This window comes from Lentibacillus juripiscarius (assembly GCF_042685205.1).
Taxonomy (GTDB): domain Bacteria; phylum Bacillota; class Bacilli; order Bacillales; family Amphibacillaceae; genus Lentibacillus; species Lentibacillus juripiscarius.
On record NZ_JBHUNA010000020.1, the window covers coordinates 1 to 20,615 of the forward strand.

A 20,615-nucleotide genomic window follows, 5' to 3' on the forward strand; every position below is an offset into this window, starting at 1 on the left:
TGGAAGGCCAAAAGAACATCCTGTTTTAAAGTTAAAAGGACTTAGTTTGGAAGTATGAATAATTCAGGATAAACTATACTTTCTGACGTACAAAAAAATCGGTACCCCACGTGAGAAGGTACCGACTGGTACGCGGGGACAGGTTCCTTGTCCCCGCGTGAGCGCATTGATTTACATTTTTTGGTGGGACGATGGACCTGTCCCCATGTCCCGGTTATTTCCATGTGTCCTCTAATACACGCACCCAATTCCCATGGGTGATTTTCTGCAGTTCATCATTGTGGAATCCGTGTGCTTTTAGGCGGTCGAGCAGTTTCGGCAGGCCGGTTACGTCTTTCAGGGAGTCGGGGACGGTTGTGCCGTCAAAATCGGAGCCCAACACCACGTGATCGACACCGAATTTCTCGGCTATGTATGCCACGTGCCGGACAATTTCATCCAGTGATATGTCTGTTCCAAGGCCGCCGTCTTCCCGCAGCATATTGACAGCGTAATTGATGCCAGCAACCCCGTTCGATTCGGCGATGGCCGCAAGCTGTATATCGGTTAGATTCCGGGCAATCGGACTCAGCGCATGGGCGTTCGAGTGGGTGGCAACAAGTGGAGCATCCGTGATGTTTGCGACGTCCCAGAAACCTTTTTCATTCAGATGGGTGGTGTCTATCATGATGCCGAGCTGATTGCACTCCCGGACAAGCCTCTTGCCGGCTTCGGTCAATCCTGCTCCTGTATCTGGTGTTGATGGATAACGGAACGGCACACCTTCCCCAAAGACATTTGGTCGGCTCCAGACGATCCCGAGTGAGCGAAGGCCTGCCTGATATAGCACATGAAGTGCATCCAGGTCGGGATCAATGGCCTCCGCACCTTCGATATGAAAAATCGCAGCCATGATGCCTTTATCCAGGCAACGGGTCAATTCATCAGCGGTTCTTACCACTTTCAGCCTTCCAGTCGATGCAGCCTCCAGCCGGAACAGTCTGGAAGCGAGTGCATTGGTGAATGCCAGTGCTTCATCCTGTTGGATAGGCGGGGGAAGCGGTACGTCATAGCCGCTATCTGTCATATAATCTTCCGGTTTCACTTCATAATTCTTGTTTGGGGTGTAAACGGCAAAAAATCCTCCACCGAACCCACTCATTTCAGCACGAGGCAAGTCAATGTGGCCTTCTGAGCTTTCTGTGAAAAATGACGGTGCATTATCAGACATGTGCAGCCTGAGCAATGTATCGTTGTGCCCATCGAATATCGGGAATTGTGTCATAAAATGGTCGCCCCTTTGTACAATTTTTATACTGGTATCATATCACATCTGTAACCGGGACGCGGGGGCGGGTTCTCTGTCCCGAGACCAGCCGGGATCACCCTGGTGTTTACAGGGCAGCAAAAAGGGAAATAGTCATGGTAGTGAAAACTTTTTTGAAAAGGAGATGAAAGTGATGTCTGACATAATAAAATTGCGCCGGAAAGAAATAATTGCTAACGACACGATGGCGTTTTACTGGGAGATGCCGGATGGATTCGAATTTAAAGCTGGGCAGTTCGGCGATTTTACATTGATTAACCCGAGTGAGACCGATGAAAAAGGCGACACAAGAGCTTTTTCCTTTGTTCAAGCTCCGTCTGAAAACGAGCTTGTCACGGCCACTCGTATGCGGGATTCGGCTTATAAGCGTGAACTGGAAAAACTTTCGGAAGGTGCAGAGGTGAAATTTGACGGACCGCATGGGAATTTCAAACTTCATAAAACAGAGTCAACTCCCGCCGTATTTATTATCGGGGGTATTGGCGTAACACCGATCAGAAGTATGATTGCGGAGGCAACACTCCAGCAAACGTCACATGACATGACGTTGCTTTTTTCCAACAGTACACCGGAAGATGCGCCATTCATGTCGGATTTTAGAGAATTTGAGAAGAAAAATCCTCATTTCACGTTTGTTCCCGTCATGACGCAAACGGATTCGGGTGAATGGAATGGAGAAAGTGGCCACATCGATGAAGACATGCTGAAGCGTCATGTATCTGATGTGAGTGAACCGATTTATTATCTTTCTGGGCCCGCCGGCATGGTTACGGTGATGTATGATATGCTCGTTGAAGCGGGTGTAAATGAAGATAATATTCGGGCGGAAGAGTTCACAGGCTATTAATGAGAGACTGTCATAAAAAAGATGGAACTATCATGGTGTATAGCACTGTGATAGTTTTTTTGTTTTTATGGGGTTGTTCTGGTAAAAATGACACTTGGAATCTCTTTGTTGACTTGCTTTTCCATTGCATAGGCATTTTGGATAGCTGGAGTTCACAGGTGCTAAACCAACGTTCTTAACATTTATCTTACAAACATGCATAACTCGTTCCGTCTACTTTTTTGAAAAAATTCATGTATAATAGAGGGGCAATGGGGAGGGACGCTTATGACTAAAAAAGCTTTGGTGATGGCATTTATTACCATTATTATTTGGGGATCCACATTTGCTGCTATTCGTGCGAGCCTTCATGGTGGCTACAGTTCAGGTCATTTGGTGCTGATCAGGTTTCTAATTGCCTCAGGCTGCTTTCTGCTGTATGCATTGTGGCCTGGGACGACATTCCGATTGCCAGCCAAAAACGACCTGCTGAAAGTGCTGGTTCTTGGCTGGATTGGCATCACGATTTACCATACCGGCATCACGTTTGGTGAGCAGACGGTAGCGGCCGGGACTGCAGCGATGATTGTTGCTTCAGCCCCTATCTTTACGGCAATTATCGCCATTTTTGCCTTAAAGGAATACCCAAGCTTTTTTGGCTGGATTGGACTTGGTATCGGTTTTATCGGTATTTTTTTGATTACACTGGGTTCGGCGGATGCGGATTTTGCGATATCGGGCGGTGCGTTGCTGATTGTGATTGCGGCAATTGCGACGTCGATTTTCTTTGTATTTCAAAAACCACTTTTAACCAAGTACAGGCCGGTTGAATTGACGGCTTACTTTACGTGGTCAGGGACGCTGCCCTTATTGGTTTTTTCGCCCGGATTATTCGAGACGATACAGGGGGCAACAGTGGAAGCGCACTTGGCAGCGGTATATGTCGGTATTTTTCCCGCAGCGATTGCGTACGTGACATGGGCGATTGCACTTTCTTCCGGTAAAGCTGGCGCGGTGACAAGCATCATGTACATTGAACCGGTATTTGCTATTTTCGTTGCCTGGGTCTGGTTGCAGGAATTGCCCAGCCTGTTGTCTGTTATTGGCGGTTTAATTGCGATATCGAGTGTTATTCTTGTTAATATGTTTGAACGGGGGCGGCGAAGGGCTGGTTAGAAGAGTTGCATAGCGGGAATTTAGTTATAATTCAACGCGAATCCGGCTTTTTTCGGCGGATTCGCGTTTTAAACAATGACGATTTATTTCGCCAGCTCCTGCAAAAATCCTTCTGCAAATTGCTCGCAATGTTCAATGTCCTGGTCATCAGGCTCCAGTTCAACTTTCAGCTTTTCTTTATAGACAGCGCTATTTCGCTCTTCGGCCTTTGTTGCCAGGGTGTCAAGGGCCGGTCCGTATATGTCATAATAGGAATCACAAGATCCGAATGTCCCGACCAGTTTGCCGGATAGGTCCACATCGTCCATGTCCTGATAGAAATCTTCCACTTCAAATGGAATGTCATCGTCCCATGAGTAGGAACCGAGCAGTATACCATCATAATTGACTAGTTCCTTGGCAGGGATCGGCTCGAAATCAAATGATTTGAAATCGACATCATGATCCTTTGCTTTTATATAATCGGTAATGGTCTCAGCCATAACTTCTGTGCTGCCTGTCAGGCTTGCATATAGTACGAGAACTTTTGCCATGGGCTCTTCAGCTCCTTTTTGTTCATTCCTTATATATAGTTTACAACCTAATGAGAATGAATTTCAATTATTAGCTTGGCCATTCACAAAATAGCTACAAAAAATCGACAGATGCGTGACAGATTAAGACGGGTCATGGGGGTTATCTTTTTATTTCCCGGGCAATGTTTTTGTCGTTTTTTCTGGAAAGGTTTACGATGAAACAGAAAGAAAATTTCTATACACGGGAGTGATCAGAATGGAAGCTCGGCTTGATTATTATTCAATAGCACCAGAAGCGGCAAAGATTATGGTGGAATTTGAGAAGTATATTCAATCGACCAATCTGGACACAATGCTTCTCGAATTAGTGAAAACAAGGGCTTCACAAATCAATGGGTGCGCATTTTGCTTGGACATGCATACGAAAGACGCGCGGGCAAATGGTGAAACAGAACAGCGGTTGTATTGCCTCAATGCATGGCGGGAAACCGACTTTTACACCGAAAAAGAACGCGCCGCTTTAGCTTTGACAGAAGCGATTACCGAAATAGCAAACCATCACATTTCCGATGAACTATATAATGAGGTGCGGGAACAATTCAATGAAAAGGATTTTGTTGACTTGGTCTACGCAATCAACACCATAAACAGCTGGAATCGCCTGGCAATTACAACAAGGGCAGTCCCGGGACGATACAAGCCAAAAAGCAAGTAAGAACAAAAAATCCTCGCTGATTCGGGACGTGGGGACAGGCTTCTTGTCCCAGTCAGTCTGGGACAGTGAACCTGTCCGCATGTCGCTTGTCAAGGGAATGGTAGAATGTACGCAGAAGTTCGTTATCTATTGTGCCATTGGTAACTTCATAGAATGTATGGCTGACCATAATTTTGTCACCGAACGATACAATGAAATCTGTTTGATCACTGGATGCATAAATCATAATGGCAGTCATTGTTTCCGGGACAAAAAACCCTCTTCACAACGGGTGGTCGTGAAGAGGGTCTGTTTGTATTGCTTATCGTTCGGTCAATGGGATGTCGTCATAGTTATCCGGATTTATTTCGTCCACTTCATCATTAGCAAGGCTGTTCAGGATCCCATAGACGCCTGTTTGTACGGCCTTTACCAGCTGGCCTTTTTTCTTCTGTCCAAAACTTTGTGTCTGCCCGGTCACTTCAAATAAAACTGTTCCACTGCCGTTAAGGGCGAACGAACCGAGCGCTGTACCCGGCAAATCCAAATTTTGCTGGTAAAGGGAAATGTTATTGTACGGTGAATTTCCAATGCTCTGAAGTGCCTCATATGCCGCGACACTTAGCTGTTTGGAAAATTCCTCGTTATAGCTGTCAGCGTATTTGCTGTATTTTTCTCCTGCCTCACTGTCTGGATGTGGGACAAACACACCCGATAAGGATAATGTCACTTCATCGTTGGTACCCTCAATCATATATTGTCCTTGATGGTGGAGATCGATGAATGTGTTCACTTCGCCAAATTCATCTTGCAATCCTTTATACACATCGCGAACGGTTTGCGCTTCTGGTGTAATATACCATCCAGGTTCTGCAGATGATCCTGGGAGATCCTCCGGCTGCGGAGTGTAGTCGAGGTTCGGGTTAAAATCCCTGTTCATATCAAAACCTGGGTTAGATGCATAATCCCAATACTCGTTCGTGTACGTATAGTAATTCCATGATGGAGATGCGTCTTCCAGCTGCGGAAAATCATCCACGACCTCGCTCCATGACATATCAGTTCCGCGACGGTTTAATTCAGTGGCGTCCGGGTTAATCATCGGCATCGCGACAATCGTCAGTTCTTCCCGAAGCTTCCGAAACTCAGGCGAATTGTTGGAACCAATCTGTTTGAGCATTTTTAATAATGCGGCTGTACCCGTTTTTTCATTCCCATGAATCTCACTTTGAATGAGAACTACTTTGTCACCGGTACCCACTCTAGCTGTATAAATCTCCCGTCCCTGATTGGAGTGTCCGGCTACATTGACGTCAACTTTACCGTTGCTGGAACGCTCCATTTGCTGCAGTTTCTTACTAAGCTCCTTATGATCAATAAACCCGGAGATGGAATAGTGCTGCTCGCTTGGTGTTCCGGGTGCGTAATTCCCGTTACCGGGTGCAGCTGCTGCAGGTGTAAGGATGCTGGCACTCAGCAAAACAGAACCAAAGACAGCTGCCACTTTCTTTTTCCTCATCATAAAATCCCTCCTCATATTGATTGCTTATATATTCTTTGTTCAGCACTGTTTCCCCTTTAAAAAACAGAAAAATCAATCAAAAGTCACACTTAACGGAACGCAAGAACAGGCCCATTGTCCCGAGTTGCGGGAGGAGTAAACCAGTCCCCATCTCCCACTTGCAATACGCCCTATTTTTTGATAAATTTACAATAATAAAAATATGCTGCTTGATCTAATTGACTCTGCTGATGAAGCAGGGCATGTCCTTAGATTGAAACCAGGTATACAGACGGGAGTGCTATGCATAATCCTGTCTATATAGCTGGTTTTTTTTACAAATTAGGAATGTATAAAATTTCAGCTAAGATAATTACTCAGCTGCAGTGAAAATTTTAACGTCCTAAGTGTAAGTGCAACTATGGTAATCACCTGCGGCCAAAAGGCTTGGTGCTAGCCAAGTTTACTTTAGTAGCAGCCAAATGAATAAAGGGAGGGAAGGGAATGGAACATTTAGCAGAACTGGATAAGAAACATTTTATTCACCCGACATCATCGATACAGCAACAGCAGGCAAATGGACCGAAAGTAATTATGGAAAAAGGGGAAGGCATCTACTTAACGGATATAAATGGAAGCGAATACATGGATGCCATGTCCTCGCTGTGGAATGTCAACATTGGCCATGGCCAGGATGAACTTGCTGAAGCAGCGGCGGAACAGATGAAACAGCTGGCATTCAGCTCCGCCTTTTCCACTTTCAGTCACGAACCAGCAATCCGGCTGGCTGAAAAAATAGCATCCATTGCGCCTGACGGTTTAAACGCCGTGTTTTTCACGTCCGGCGGATCAGAATCCAATGACTCCGCTATTAAACTCACACGGCATTACTGGCGGATTCAGGATCAGCCGGAGCGGAGGAAGATTATCGGCCTGAAACGGGCATACCATGGGGTTGCGGCTGCATCGACCAGTGCAACAGGTATCAAGGAGTTCCAGGAAATGGCCGGAGAAATGATGACAGGTTTTGTTCATACCGAAACACCATATGAAAAAACGGCTGATGAAGCGATCCATGATTTACGGCAAACTATTGAAACAGAAGGCCCTGACACGGTTGCAGCGGTTATGGCAGAACCGATACAAGGGGCCGGTGGTGTGCTCATTCCGCCTGACGATTATTTGCGCCAAGTCCGCGCATTGTGTGATGAATATGGGATTTTGTTCATTGCGGATGAAGTCATCACCGGATTTGGCCGGACAGGTAAGATGTTTGGTGTGGAGAACTTTAGCATAACACCTGATTTGATGACGTTTGCTAAAGGAGTTACAAGTGGGTATTTACCACTCGGTGGTGTCATCGTTTCCGATCATGTGCATGAAATGCTGAAGGAAAAATCAAAGGGGACACTTTTCCACGGGTTCACTTATAGCGGTCATCCGACTGCAGCTGCTGTAGGGCTGAAAAATATCGAAATTATTGAGCGTGATGGCCTTGTAGAAAATGCCAGGGAAATGGGCGGGCAGATGCTGCGGGCATTTGAGAAAGTCCAGTCCGAACTGGACATTGTGGGAGATGTCCGCGCTAAGGGGCTGCTTGGTGCCGTTGAGCTGGTACAGGATCCGGCTACCAATAAGCGTTTCTCACCGGACCAGCAGGCAGCGCCAAAAGTGATTGACCAATTGCATGAACGAGGGATGATTTGTCGCCCAGTATCGTTTGAGGGAACAGACATCATCTGTTTTGCACCACCACTCATTATCAATCGTGAGCAGGTCCATACGATGGTGGAAAAACTGCACGATGCCGTGTTTGCCGTGCAAAAAGAGCTGCAAGTAAAAGGTTAGATAGAAAGATAGACTTAAACTCGTGCGATCCGGGCAAAAACTCGCTCGAAAATCGGGAAAGTCGTGCGACCCGGGCGAAAAGTCGCGCGAAAAACCTTAAATTCGCGCGGCAACCGAAAAACTTGATCACCACAAATGTAGCAATTATCCGATTCATTCGTTAGGAGGGAGAAAGTGGAAGAAAAAAAGCTGTTAAAAATATTGGGGAACAAAGATGTGCTGGCCCTCGCTTTTGGTGCCATGATCGGCTGGGGATGGGTTGTGACAACAGGTCTGTGGATCACCGAAGCTGGTTCGCTGGGGGCGATTCTAGCATTTGCCATCGGTGGTGTACTAGTCGTTGTTGTCGGACTGACGTATGCGGAGCTCGCTTCCGCACTTCCGCTTGCCGGGGGTGAGCATGTCTATACATTCAAAGCGATGGGCAGAACTGCTTCGTTTATTGCAACCTGGGCAATTATTCTTGGTTATGTATCAGTTGTTGCCTTCGAAGCGGTGGCGCTCCCGACTGTTTTCGAGTATCTCGTTCCCGATTATAGTCAGGGGTATTTATATACGATAGCCGGCTGGGATGTGACAGCTACATGGGCAGGTGTAGGCATTCTAGGGTCGATTCTTGTGGCCTGGGTCAATTACCGGGGCATCAAGCTGACAACGGCTATTACATTCATCCTGACGATGCTGATTTTGGGAGCAGGGCTTCTACTGATTACCGGAAGCACAGTCAGTGGCGATATCCAGCACATGCAGCCACTGTTTGAGAAAGGTATTGCGGGTGTCCTGACTGTCATTATTATGACACCGTTTATGTTTGTCGGCTTTGATGTCATTCCGCAGGCGGCGGAAGAAATTAATCTACCACAGCGAAAAATCGGTCAGCTGCTGATTGCTGCTGTTGTCTTGGCAGTGCTTTGGTATGTGGCGATTATTTTTGGCGTATCGCGGGTGCTGGGTTCCGGAGAACTGGATGCATCGAACTTGGTCACGGCTGATGCGATGGCAAAGGCGTTTGGTGACAGCCGGATGATGGGCAATATTCTTGTGCTTGGTGGAATTGGAGGTATTATGACTAGCTGGCTTGGATTTTATGTTGGCGGCAGCCGGGCTATTTTTGCACTGGCCAGAGCAGGAATGCTGCCGAAGTCGCTAGGAGAATTACATCCAAAATACAATACACCGCACAAGGCTATCGTGCTGATTGCTGTTTTGTCCACTGCCGCACCGCTATTGGGGCGTCCTGCATTGGTATGGCTTGTTGATGCTGGCGGACTCGGTCTTGTTGTTGCATGGCTGATGGTGGCAATTTCGTTCGTCATTCTTCGGAAAAAAGATCCGGAAATGAAGCGTCCATTCAAACTTTCCGGCGGTACGACAATTGGCTGGGTTGCCATCGTTATGGCGTGCGGTGTCACGGTTTTATATATGCCTGGTATGCCATCGGCGCTCATCTGGCCGTACGAGTGGGCTATTATCGGCCTGTGGATTATTCTTGGTGTGGTACTTTATCACGTTTCTCTTTCGAAATATGGCAGGGAATACGCAGATAAGCATATGAAGGAAGAGATTGACAAGATTGCCTGATTCTTCAGTAGTTGTGCAACTTTCTGGGAAGATATGCAGACTGGATCGGTGCCGTCTGTTATTTTCACCTTCTTTCTGTTAAGCTGTTTCCGTTTTTTTTGAATTAATCATCATTTGAAAGAAGGGGCACCTTTTCAGTGGCCTCGACTTTTGGCCTTGAGAAGCCTTCTCTCTCGGACTTTTAGCGGCGCTTTCCCGCGAGGTGGTTAAGTAAGGTTCATTCTCTAGAGTGGCGAAAAGACTACAATCTTTTAGAGAACAGCCTTCCGTTAAAACCTATAAATTTCCAAGCAGCGTTTCCAAATTCCTGGGGCGCTTCTTTTTTATGTTGTAAAGCTATTTTCATGTACCATTACGTTATGCACCTGCATAAAATATGAATAAATGGTGCCTGCGAATGTTCCAACGGGGCAGCACTGCCGCCGCAAACAATCAGGTTTTTGTAACAAGTGCCCAAATTATTTTAATTGTACAAATAATGTTTGACTTCCGGATAATACGTGAATATACTAGTAGTATCAAAAATGTCGACAGTCGACAGGGTAGTCCACATAAATCTATGAATCGGTTTGTAATAACATGTTCTGCACAGTACTTTCCGAACAGTTTTGCGTATGAAAACTAAATAGTTAAAGGTAAGCGGTTTCAAAAAGGGATCGCAAAGTTTGAACATGGGGGAGGGGTAACCGTGTTGACATTTCCGTTTTCAGAGTTTCAGGAGCGATTGAATAAAACGAAGCAGCGGATGGTTAACGAAGGGGTTGATTTGCTGCTTGTGACAGATCCGGCTAACATGAACTACCTGACCGGATATGACGCGTGGTCGTTCTATGTTCACCAAATGCTGATTGTCATGCTCGAGGATGAACAGCCGATATGGGTAGGCCGCAGTCAGGATACGAGCGCGGCACTTCATACAACGTGGCTTGATACCGACCATATTGTTGGCTACGGTGATCAATATGTCCAGTCCGGCGTCAGACATCCAATGGATTTTGTCAGTGATTTGCTCAGGGAAAAGAAATGTGATAATAGAACAATTGCTGTGGAGCTTGACGCCTATTATTTTACGGCAAGAAGCTATATGCAATTGACCAAGGGACTGCCCAATGCGACGTTTAAAGATGGCACCAATATGGTCAACTGGGTCCGCATCATTAAATCGGAACGCGAGATTTCGTATATAAAACACGCCGCCAAGATTTCCGAAAAGGCGATGCAAGTGGCCTTTGACACGATTAATGAAGGTGTCCGGCAATCTGACGTTGTTGCAGAGATATCTCATGCACAAATAAGCGGAACAGAAGATTTTGGCGGTGATTATCCGTCGATTGTACCGCTTTTGCCAACAGGGGATAAAACATCCGCAGCCCACTTGACTTGGACCGATGACCGTTTTCAGAATGGGGATCCAGTGATCATTGAACTTGCTGGCTGCTATAAACGCTATCATTCACCACTGGCACGAACGGCTGTGCTTGGGCAACCGGATGAAACCATGCAGTATGTCTCTGATGTTGTCCTGGATGGAATTAATGCGACGCTAGATGCTGTTAAACCAGGAGTAACATGTGAAGAGCTTGAAGCAGTATGGCGGAGTGTTATTGAAAAAAGTGGTATCAAAAAAGAATCGCGCATGGGTTATTCGATGGGGTTGAACTATCCGCCTGACTGGGGAGAGCACACAGCTAGTCTGAGACCAGGCGACCGAACAGTGCTGGAGCCAAACATGACCTTCCATATGATACCAGGCATTTGGATGGATCATATGGGTGTTGAAATTAGTGAATCCTTCCTGGTGACAGACACAGGCTGTGAAGTATTGGCTGACTTCCCGCGGGACTTGATGGTCAAACCAAATATCCGGCTCGCGTAATTAGAAAAATAACGTCCTTGTGACAAGCTAAAACCGCAAAAAACCCCGTATCACTTATGAGAGTGGTACGGGGTTTTTTGTGATTCTTACGGACTGGAGTTCTGCCCAATTATGTCGCCTTTTCGGGCCAGACACTTGCATCAACCAGATTAGGCGGCTTCCTTCCGTTCAGACCCGCCTCCAGATTTTCGGCGGCAAGTTCAGACATCTTCAGTTCCGTTTCATGGGTAGAGGAGCCAACATGCGGCGTCGTCACGGTATTTGTCATTTTTAATAGCGGATTATCAGGCTCAACCGGTTCATTCGCATAGACATCAAGTCCCGCTGCAGCAATTTCACCGTATTTAAGCGCATCAATTAAATCTGCTTCAACAACCGTCTTCCCGCGCGATCCGTTGATGAAGATAGCGGAGTCTTTCATCAGCTTGAACTCCCGCTTGCCAATAAGCCCTTCCGTTTCAGGCGTCAGCGGTGTGATTAAACAGACAAAGTCCGATTCCGTAAGCAAGTCATCGAGGGTGCGGTAGCCTGCCTGGAAGGTCGTTTCCACGTCCGGTTTCCTGCTGCGGCTATGGTACAGAATATCCATGTCAAAACCGAAGTGGGCCCGTTTGGCGATCGCTTTTCCAATTCGCCCCATTCCGACAATACCGAGTGTTTTATGGTGGACATCCGTGCCGAACAGGTCATTGCCGACAGCTTCGATTTCCCATTGCCCATTTTTGACATACTGATCCAATTCCGGAAGACGTCTGGCTGTTGCAACGAGAATACCGAAAACTGTATCCGCCACTGTATCGGTCAGCACTTCCGGTGTATTCGTTGCCATGATGTTTCTTTTCTTCAGCGCCTCCAGGTCCAGATTGTTGTAGCCGACGGAAACATTGCTGACGATTTTCAGATTGGGTGCATGGCTGAGCAGTTCATCATTGACTGGAAGCTCAAGCCCGATAATTCCTTCTGCCTCCTGCAATTGGCTCAAGAATTCCGGATCTGTGGCGGGGTCAATGTCTTTGAAAAAACGGACATCATATCGCTGTTTCAGATCGTCAAGGACAGGCTGTTCCACCCGGTTGTATGCAATTATTTTTTTCAATGTACTCCCTCCCCTTCTTCATGCAAAACATGTGCATCTATTATTAAAATAGGTGTATTTAAAGGTAAAGTCAATAAATTTAAAAAAATGGAAATACTATTTGACAATATGAATTATCTGAATTATGATGAACGTATACATCAATGTCGACAATCGACATTGAACATTCGGGGAGGATACAGAGAGGAGCTTTTGGTTTGCACGAACAAGATAGCAGTGGGATTACGCAGAAACCATTAAGTGAACTGATTGCCGACCAGCTGAAACGAAAAATTTGGAATGAGGAGATTCAGCTCGGTGAACGGCTGCTTGAGACAGAGCTGGCAGAATTATTTGATGTCAGCCGCAGCACGATCCGGGAGGCGCTGAAAATCCTGGAAATTGAGGAGCTGGTGGTCATTCAGGCACGAAAAGGAACTTATGTCGCTGCATTCACCGAACAGGATGTGGATGAGATCATCGAACTGCGCACATTGATTGAGGCGCGTGCGTTTACCCAAGCAACTCATCATCTGGAACAGAATCATGTGGAGGATTTGCAAGCCATTGTTGATCAGATGAAAACGAAGGCAGATGAGAAAGACTGGAATGCGCTGTTTGATCTTGATATGCAATTTCACAGCTATGTTGTTCGGCTGTGCGGGAATTCACGAATCATTAAAATTTACGATTCGCTGCAAGTGCAAATCAGGACATTTCTTATGCACCTTGACCAGTATTATTCAAACCATCAGTCGTTCTATGATGAGCATAAACAGCTGCTCCAGGCATTAGTCTCAAAAGATGTGCATACAGTGGAGGGGGGAGTCAGGAACCACATTGAATACGTGGAAACGAAACTGCTCGGTCAAAAAACGATACAGAATTTAAGGAGGTATAATTTATGAATAAACAATTTGCGCAAGTAAAAACGGAATTGCCAGGACCAAAAGCAAAGGAATTGCTCGACAGAAGGCATGAGGTTGTCCCGCACGGTGTCAGCTACGGTGCCCCAACGTTTGTTGACTCAGCAAAAGGGGCCTTGCTCCGGGATGTGGACGGGAACCAGTTCATCGATTTTGCCGGGGCAATAGGTGTAATCAATGCCGGGCATAGCCATGATACAGTTGTCAGTGCGCTACAGGATCAGGTCGCCAAATATATTCACACCGGTTTTAATGTGATGATGAATGATCCATACATCGAATTTGCAGAAAAGATTGCTGAGCTCGCACCGGGCGCGTTTCAAAAGAAAGTCATGTTTCTCAACAGCGGGGCAGAGGCTGTGGAAAACGCTGTAAAAATTGCTCGCAAATATACTAAACGGCAGGCAGTCGTATCCTTTACAGGCGGATTCCATGGACGTACCTTGATGACGATGTCCATGACAGGCAAAGTGAAGCCATATAAATTTGAGTATGGCCCGTTTGCACCGGAAGTCTATCATGCACCATTCCCATACAATTATCGCCGTCCGGAGCAGATGACGGAAGATGAATATACGGATCACCTGCTGGAACAGGTAAAGAATTTCTTCATTAGTGAAGTGGATCCAAGTCAGGTTGCAGCCTTCATCATGGAACCGGTTCAGGGGGAAAGCGGCTTTATTATCCCGAATAAAAAGTTCGTTCAAGGGGTATATGACTTGTGCAAGCAGCACGGCATCCTGTTCATTGCTGATGAGATACAGACCGGATTCGGACGGACTGGAAAATATTTTGCCGTAGACCATTTTGGTATTACTCCAGACTTGATTACTATTTCCAAATCAATGGCAGCAGGTTTGCCAATCAGCGGGGTCATCGGCCGGCAGGAAGTAATGGACGGTGCTTCCGGCGGTGAACTGGGCGGAACATTCTGTGGTAGTCCGCTTGGCTGCAGGGCTGGACTCGCCGTGCTTGAAGTGATGGAAAAAGAGAAGCTTAATGACCGCGCAGTAACTATCGGCAACAAAGTGATGGAATCATTCAAGAAATTGAGTGATCAGTTTGATGAAGTTGGGGACTACCGCGGACTTGGCGCAATGTGTGCAATCGAATTTGTGAAGGATCCTAAAACGAAAGAGCCTGCTAAAGAACTAACGGCTCAGGTGCTGCAGGAAGCTCGTGCACGAGGACTTATTGTGCTGAAAGCCGGTGTGCATGACAATGTGGTCCGTCTATTGATGCCGCTTGTGATTACCGATGAGCAGCTGGATGAAGGGCTTGCCATCCTTGAAGAGGCGGTTGAAGCTGTGGTTGCCGGTGAGAAGGTCAGATAATAAATTTTTTAAAACCGGGAATGGACGGTCTTTTACATTGACCAGCGAAACGGCCCCGCTGCTTTCGGGGCCATACCACTTTTGATGAAGATAGGAGTGACCAGGAATGACAGTAAAAACAGACAATTATTTGATGTGCATCAACGGTGAATGGGTTGGTGACGAACTCGGGACATTGAATGTTACGAACCCGGCAAACGGAGAAATCGTCGGCACCGTACCCAATGGTGGTGAAAAAGAAGCGGATTTAGCGGTAGCGGCCGCCCATGACGCATTTGCATCATGGTCCGAATTAACAGCACATGACAGGGCAGGGTACTTGCAAAAACTGAATCAGCTAATGCTGGAACACCAGGAAGAGCTTGCCCAGATCATGACGATAGAAATGGGGAAGCCAATTAAAGAATCACGCGGTGAAGTCAATTATGCCGCCTCGTTTATTGAATGGTTTGCTGAAGAAGGCAAGCGTATTTATGGGGAAACAATTCCAACACATAAAGATGGAAAGCGTCTCCAAGTCTGGAAAAAGCCTGTTGGTGTTGTCGCGGCTATTACGCCATGGAACTTCCCGGCTGCCATGCTGACACGGAAAATGGGACCGGCGCTGGCTGCTGGCTGCACGGTTGTGATGAAGCCATCAGGTGAAAGCCCGCTAACTGCAGTTAAGCTGATGGAACTGTGCGAAAAAGCTGGCTTTCCAAAAGGCGTCGTGAACCTTGTGACCGGATCATCATCTAAGATTGCCGGTGCCATTATGGCGAATGATAAAGTCCGCAAAATTACGTTTACTGGCTCAACGGAGGTTGGCAAAGTCTTGATCAGGCAAAGTGCCGACCAGGTGAAGAACCTGTCGCTGGAACTTGGCGGGCATGCTCCATTGGTGGTTCTTGATGATGCGGATGTGGATTTGGCTGTGAAAGGAGCAGTCGCTTCCAAGTTCAGGAATGCCGGACAGACGTGCATTTGCGCGAACCGTATCTATGTTCAGGAAGGGGTCTACGATGCGTTCAACGATAAGCTTGCAAAGGCGGTTGAAGCGCTGAAAGTTGGAGACGGCACGGATGAGACGGTCGATGTAGGCCCGCTTATTAACCAGGATGGATTGGATAAAGTGAGCCGGCATATGCAGGACGCTGTTTCGAAAGGTGCCAACGTCGTTACCGGAGGCGAACCGGTTACAGATGGTAAAGGTGTTTTCTATCAGCCTACTGTTGTGAAGGATGTCGATGAATCGATGGTCGTCATGCAGGAAGAAACATTCGGTCCAGTTGCACCCGTCCAAAAGATTACCAGTGATGAAGAAGCGGCTAAATTGGCTAATGATACACCGTATGGACTGGCAGCTTATGTGTTTACGGAAAACGTGGCCAGAGGTACCAAGCTTATTGAAAAACTGGATTTTGGAATCGTCGGCTGGAATGATGGCGCACCGTCCGCACCCCAAGTGCCGTTTGGCGGTATGAAAGAGAGCGGCATTGGACGGGAAGGCGGACATGAAGGCATTGACGCCTTTATTGAGTCACAATACGTTTCTATCGGAATGGAATAATCGGCAGGAGAGGATGGTTGCAGTTGAAAGAGGCAATCCAGACACTGAATGCCCCGAAACCGAGTGGACCGTATTCACAAGGAGTGAAAAAGGATCAGTTCATTTTCGTATCCGGTCAGGATGGGGTCCAGCCGGGCGAAGATGAGGAAAACAGAGGTTCCATAGCCGAACAGACGGAGGCGTGTCTCGATCATATAAAAAGCATTCTGTCGGAAAAGGATGCAGACCTTAATGCTATTGTTCATATGACTTGTCATTTGGCTGATCTTAACGGGCAAACGGTGCAGGAATTTAATCGTGTCTATGAAATGTATTTTCGCAACGTGGAAGTAAAACCGGCGCGTATTACAGTCGGAAGCCAGCTGCTTGGAACAGATGTAGAAATAACAGCCATTGCAGCTGTGGAGTGACACTGCCTGAGGTTTGTGGGCAAATCGAATCTAGTAGAACATCCCAGGAGTTCTTTCCAAATGAAATATTTGAGTCAATTTTATTAATCAAATCTGAAATATCTGGATATGTGCTAAAACTGTTGATTTCCACTGCAGGCGGTCGCTTTCCGCGGGCATGGCTTGAGCCACCTCGTTCGCTTTGCTCACTGCGGGGTCTCAAGGCTCATGCTATTCCCGCAGGAGTCGCCGCCTTCCGTTCCAATCAACGTGGTTAGCGCTTTACATTACCGGACATTTAAACGATTTTTAATTATTCGGATAATAAATGAATAAGCACACTTATGAAATTGGCTCATTTAACATGCCGTCATAAGATCTTGTTAAACGAAAAGTAACGGATGCTGCCTATTTCATAGAGTAGGCGGTATATCTTTATCTATTTCGGGAAGTGAACAGAATGTGCTGCACCAAACGGTCGATACACCGAATAACGGCTAAAATGTGAGCAGAATTCGTGGGAGAGTTCGAATCATCGTGTGGAATAATTTAAGAGAGGAGCACATCCCAGCAACTGGAATATGCGAGACTCCTGTGGGAGGAAAGGCCTAGATGAGACCCCGCAGAGTGTAGCTCGAGGAGGCTCATTAGCCGCCCGCGGAAAGCGAGTATATTCCAGTTGCGGTGATCGATGTGAATATCCTTTTCCACACTTTTTCCAAACACCCAGCTCTGGAAGGGACTTTTGAAACGTTCTACTAATGCAGTGTTTTAAAAGGGGGGATGGAAATGATGGTGAAACCGGAAACCATTCGAATAAAGGCGGAAGAAATGGCCGCTACATTGACTTCGTGGCGTCAGCATCTTCATCGCTGTCCCGAATTAAGTTTTCAGGAAGTGGAAACCTCAGAATTTGTTACGGAAAAACTGAAAAAGATACCCGGGATGAAGGTGGAGACAAATGCCGGCTATCCGACAGCTGTTACCGGCACCGTTTCTTCCGGTTCCGGACCAGTTATCGCAGTTCGGGCGGATATGGACGCTTTGCCGATACAGGAAGCGAATGAGTGTGATTATAAATCCTGTCATGAAGGGGTTATGCATGCGTGCGGACATGACGCACATACCGCGATTGGGCTGGGGACTGCTAGTTTGCTAGCTGAGTTAATTGACAAAGGGGAACTGGATGGAACGGTTAAATTTTTGTTCCAGCCGGCAGAGGAAACAGCAGATGAGACCGGTTCAACTGGTGCTCCGTATATGATTGCATCCGGGGTGCTGGATGATGTCGAACAAATTGTGGCGCTTCATATGAGTCCGGAAGACCCGGTTGGTGCTGTTAAAATTCATGACGGCTATAGCATGGCGAATGTGGATGTCTTTGAGGGACGTATTTTCGGAAGCGGCGGACACGGAGCATACCCGCATCTTGGCACTGACCCGGTCTGGATGCTCGGGCCGGTGCTGCAGGCGTTGCATGGCATTGTTGCACGCCGCGTATCTCCGCTTGATTCTTCCGTTATCAGTGTTGGAAGCATACAGGCTGGATCGGCCAGCAATGTCATCCCGTCTGAGGTATTGGTAAAGGGGACCATCCGCAGTTATCAGCCGGATGTCCGGGAGTTGCTCCATCATGAACTGAAGAAGGCATTTTCGGTTGTCCGCCCCTTGGATGGTGATTATGAGCTAAGTTTGAAACCGGAAGATCCAGCATTAAAGAACAACCCGGCAGTTAACAGCGTGATCCGCGAGTCGGTGAAGCAGCTATATCCGGATTTCAAGATTTTGGACACTCCCTTTGGACTGGGCGGAGAAGACTTTGCCCACATGACAGCCACTGTCCCAGGGGCGATGTTTTTCCTTGGCTGTGCAGTCAATGACGGCCATACACGTGATTTGCACACACCACTTTTTGATATCGATGAGAGTGTGCTGCCGATAGGAGTGTCCATCATAGCAGAAACAGTCAGGCGCTGTCTGGAAAATGGAAATGGTCATAACAAGGCACATTCCGATTCGCGACAGGAATCTGCAACAAGGGAGGGATAGCATGCAAGCACAACCCGTTACCCAGCGGGATGTCTGGGAGGCAAAAAAGCGGATTAGCCACAGCGCGGCAAATACACCGCTCATTTACTCTCCCGTCTTGTCCGACATAACAGGAGCATCCATCCACTTGAAACTGGAAAATTTAAATGAAAGTGGTTCATTCAAAATCAGAGGGGCAACCAACAAGATTCTGAGTCTATCTCCAGAACAGCAGGATCGAGGTGTCACGACATTTTCCACTGGCAATTTCGGTGTTAGCGTTGCAACAGTTGCGCGGAAACTGGAAACGAAAGCAATCATATGTATATCCAAGCGGGTTCCAGAAGCCAAAGTGGATGCGCTGAAACGCACTGGAGCAAAGGTGGAAATTGTCGGGGAATCGCAGGATGAAGCGGAAAAGCACTGTTATCATCTGGAACAGGAACACGGCCTCACCGTCGTCCATCCGTTTGATGATCCGCAAATTATTGCCGGGCAGGGTACTATTGGATTGGAACTGCTGGAAGAACTGCCTGAGATGGATACAGTAATTGGCGGTCTCTCCGGTGGTGGGCTGCATTCCGGACTGGGGGCGGCGCTGAAGCCTGCTGATTCAGGTATCCGGGTTGTCGGTGTCTCCACAGCGAAAGGGGCAGCGATGTATGAAAGCATTAAAGCAGGAAAACCGGTGATAGTGGAAGAGCAGGATACCCTTGCTGACAGTCTCTTGGGCGGAATTGGCCTCAACAATCAGTACACATTTAACATGGTACAGCAGTACGTTGACGATATGATGCTGCTTGAAGAAAATGAAATTGCCAGTGGGATGGCGTTTATGCTGGAAACACACCGAATGGCAGTAGAAGGTGCAGCTGCTGCAGGTGTCGGTGCTATCCTGCACGATCGTGTCAGGCCTGGTTCACATGCAGTTGTTGTCATCAGCGGTTCCAGTGTTGATGCTTCAACCATGCTTTCGGTTACTGCGGACTATCAATCTACAGAAACAGGTCAGTAATAGAAAAAACAGAAAAAAACTATTAATCTGCCAGTCATATGCAGTAAAATAGCAAAAGGGGCTTTCCGGCGTCCAGCCTCTCTGGGGCAGGAGCTGAAATTTTTTCTAAATGGATTGGGAGGTTTTTATCATGAATAACATCTTGTACAATGACGAGATTATGGTGCGGGATAATGTCGTTGAAATTGAAGACCGGGGTTATCAGTTCGGAGACGGTGTCTATGAAGTCATCGGTGTCTATGATGGCGAGCCGCTCCTGATGGATGAACATATGAAGCGACTGGAAAGGAGTGCCCGTGAGATTCGGCTTACACTTCCCACAGAAGTCGGTCAATTGAAAGAGAAGCTGCAGCAACTAGTGCAGGCAAACGGACTGGAAGAAGGAATCATTTACTTGCAAGTATCACGCGGGGTTTCGCCACGCTGGCATGAATTCCCTTCTAAGAGTACAAAAGCCGTAACGGTTGCCTACACACGGGAAGAAGAGCGGGAAACCGCATTAGAAGACAACGGTGGGACAGCTATACTGGCGGAGGATATTCGCTGGCTCCGCTGTGATATTAAAACACTCAACCTGCTTCCAAATGTGCTTGCCAAACAGAATGCTGTGGAAAACAATGCAATCGAAGCCATCCTGCATCGCGGCGATACCGTGACAGAGGCGAGTGCGTCGAATGTGTTTATCGTCAAGGATGGCGAACTGTACACACATCCAGCTGACAACTATATTTTAAACGGCATCACTAGACAAAAAATTTTGCAGCTGTGCGATGAGCTAGGGCTGAAAGTGCATGAAGAAACGTATACCGTTGATGACCTATTAAACGCGGATGAAGTTTTTATCTCGGCAACAAAAACAGACATTGCTCCAATTTTAAAAGTGGACGACAAGACAATCGGCAAAGGAACGCCGGGCAATATAACACAACAGCTGGTGAAGGCCTTCCGTACGCTGTATGAGAAAAAGAAAGCTTGA

At 47.1% G+C, this 20,615-nt stretch carries 18 protein-coding genes; 13 read left to right on the forward strand and 5 right to left on the reverse strand.

The genetic code is table 11. The annotated features are described in order from the left end of the window. Nucleotides 1-214 precede the first annotated feature (214 nt). Nucleotides 215-1,264 (reverse strand): dipeptidase, encoded by a 1,050-nt coding sequence (locus tag ACFSUO_RS08980; protein WP_382393234.1) that lies wholly within the window; start codon nt 1,262-1,264, stop codon nt 215-217. A gap of 175 nt (nt 1,265-1,439) precedes the next feature. Between ACFSUO_RS08980 and ACFSUO_RS08985 the strand changes: the two genes are divergently transcribed. Both ACFSUO_RS08985 and ACFSUO_RS08990 read left to right on the forward strand, forming a co-directional pair. Then, entirely contained in the window at nt 1,440-2,153 is a 714-nt protein-coding gene (locus ACFSUO_RS08985; RefSeq protein ID WP_382393236.1) for an FAD-dependent oxidoreductase, read from the forward strand. 267 nt (nt 2,154-2,420) lie between these two features. Further along, the gene (locus ACFSUO_RS08990; RefSeq protein ID WP_382393238.1) at nt 2,421-3,308 is read left to right on the forward strand and encodes a DMT family transporter; all 888 of its coding nucleotides are present in this window, start codon (nt 2,421-2,423) and stop codon (nt 3,306-3,308) included. Between the two features lie 83 nt (nt 3,309-3,391). Here the strand turns inward: ACFSUO_RS08990 and ACFSUO_RS08995 are convergent, their stop codons facing one another. Then, entirely contained in the window at nt 3,392-3,841 is a 450-nt protein-coding gene (locus ACFSUO_RS08995; RefSeq protein ID WP_382393240.1) for a flavodoxin domain-containing protein, read from the reverse strand. 238 nt (nt 3,842-4,079) lie between these two features. On the opposite strand from ACFSUO_RS08995, the gene ACFSUO_RS09000 reads away from it, so the two are divergent. After that, on the forward strand, nt 4,080-4,538 hold the full coding sequence (locus ACFSUO_RS09000; protein WP_382393242.1) for a carboxymuconolactone decarboxylase family protein: 459 nt from the start codon (nt 4,080-4,082) through the stop codon (nt 4,536-4,538). 52 nt (nt 4,539-4,590) lie between these two features. On the opposite strand, the gene ACFSUO_RS09005 is transcribed toward ACFSUO_RS09000, so the two are convergent. Both ACFSUO_RS09005 and ACFSUO_RS09010 read right to left on the reverse strand, forming a co-directional pair. Next, nucleotides 4,591-4,776, reverse strand: a complete 186-nt coding sequence (locus ACFSUO_RS09005) for a hypothetical protein (RefSeq protein WP_382393244.1) — start codon at nt 4,774-4,776, stop codon at nt 4,591-4,593. Nucleotides 4,777-4,839: 63 nt separating this feature from the next. Continuing rightward, a complete protein-coding gene (locus ACFSUO_RS09010; RefSeq protein WP_382393246.1) occupies nt 4,840-6,039 on the reverse strand; it encodes a M14 family zinc carboxypeptidase in 1,200 nt (399 codons plus the stop codon). Between the two features lie 483 nt (nt 6,040-6,522). On the opposite strand from ACFSUO_RS09010, the gene ACFSUO_RS09015 reads away from it, so the two are divergent. The 3 genes from ACFSUO_RS09015 to ACFSUO_RS09025 all read left to right on the forward strand — a co-directional run bounded on the left by ACFSUO_RS09015 (nt 6,523) and on the right by ACFSUO_RS09025 (nt 11,323). Continuing rightward, nucleotides 6,523-7,866: an aminotransferase family protein gene (locus ACFSUO_RS09015; RefSeq protein ID WP_382393248.1), complete on the forward strand. Its 1,344-nt coding sequence runs from the start codon at nt 6,523-6,525 to the stop codon at nt 7,864-7,866. Between the two features lie 174 nt (nt 7,867-8,040). Beyond that, nucleotides 8,041-9,447, forward strand: coding sequence for an APC family permease (locus tag ACFSUO_RS09020; RefSeq protein WP_382393250.1), 1,407 nt, complete (start codon nt 8,041-8,043; stop codon nt 9,445-9,447). A 691-nt stretch (nt 9,448-10,138) separates the two neighbouring features. Further along, nucleotides 10,139-11,323 carry a M24 family metallopeptidase gene (locus tag ACFSUO_RS09025; protein WP_382393559.1) on the forward strand — a complete coding sequence of 395 codons (1,185 nt, stop codon included), beginning with the start codon at nt 10,139-10,141 and terminating at the stop codon, nt 11,321-11,323. 109 nt (nt 11,324-11,432) lie between these two features. Here ACFSUO_RS09025 and ACFSUO_RS09030 read toward each other — a convergent pair whose 3' ends face one another. Then, entirely contained in the window at nt 11,433-12,419 is a 987-nt protein-coding gene (locus ACFSUO_RS09030) for a 2-hydroxyacid dehydrogenase (protein WP_382393252.1), read from the reverse strand. A gap of 197 nt (nt 12,420-12,616) precedes the next feature. On the opposite strand from ACFSUO_RS09030, the gene ACFSUO_RS09035 reads away from it, so the two are divergent. The 7 genes from ACFSUO_RS09035 to dat all read left to right on the forward strand — a co-directional run bounded on the left by ACFSUO_RS09035 (nt 12,617) and on the right by dat (nt 20,615). Beyond that, nucleotides 12,617-13,306: a GntR family transcriptional regulator gene (locus ACFSUO_RS09035; RefSeq protein WP_382393254.1), complete on the forward strand. Its 690-nt coding sequence runs from the start codon at nt 12,617-12,619 to the stop codon at nt 13,304-13,306. Then, the gene (gabT, locus tag ACFSUO_RS09040) at nt 13,303-14,658 is read left to right on the forward strand and encodes a 4-aminobutyrate--2-oxoglutarate transaminase (RefSeq protein WP_382393256.1); all 1,356 of its coding nucleotides are present in this window, start codon (nt 13,303-13,305) and stop codon (nt 14,656-14,658) included. The genes ACFSUO_RS09035 and gabT overlap by 4 nt, the downstream gene beginning before the upstream one ends. A 106-nt stretch (nt 14,659-14,764) precedes the next feature. After that, a complete protein-coding gene (locus ACFSUO_RS09045) occupies nt 14,765-16,207 on the forward strand; it encodes an NAD-dependent succinate-semialdehyde dehydrogenase (protein ID WP_382393258.1) in 1,443 nt (480 codons plus the stop codon). Between the two features lie 23 nt (nt 16,208-16,230). Next, the gene (locus tag ACFSUO_RS09050) at nt 16,231-16,617 is read left to right on the forward strand and encodes a Rid family hydrolase (protein ID WP_382393260.1); all 387 of its coding nucleotides are present in this window, start codon (nt 16,231-16,233) and stop codon (nt 16,615-16,617) included. Nucleotides 16,618-17,385: 768 nt separating this feature from the next. After that, nucleotides 17,386-18,645: a M20 metallopeptidase family protein gene (locus tag ACFSUO_RS09055; RefSeq protein ID WP_382393262.1), complete on the forward strand. Its 1,260-nt coding sequence runs from the start codon at nt 17,386-17,388 to the stop codon at nt 18,643-18,645. A gap of 1 nt (nt 18,646) precedes the next feature. Then, the gene (locus tag ACFSUO_RS09060; protein ID WP_382393264.1) at nt 18,647-19,639 is read left to right on the forward strand and encodes a pyridoxal-phosphate dependent enzyme; all 993 of its coding nucleotides are present in this window, start codon (nt 18,647-18,649) and stop codon (nt 19,637-19,639) included. A 130-nt stretch (nt 19,640-19,769) separates the two neighbouring features. Beyond that, nucleotides 19,770-20,615 (forward strand): D-amino-acid transaminase, encoded by an 846-nt coding sequence (gene dat / locus ACFSUO_RS09065; RefSeq protein WP_382393266.1) that lies wholly within the window; start codon nt 19,770-19,772, stop codon nt 20,613-20,615.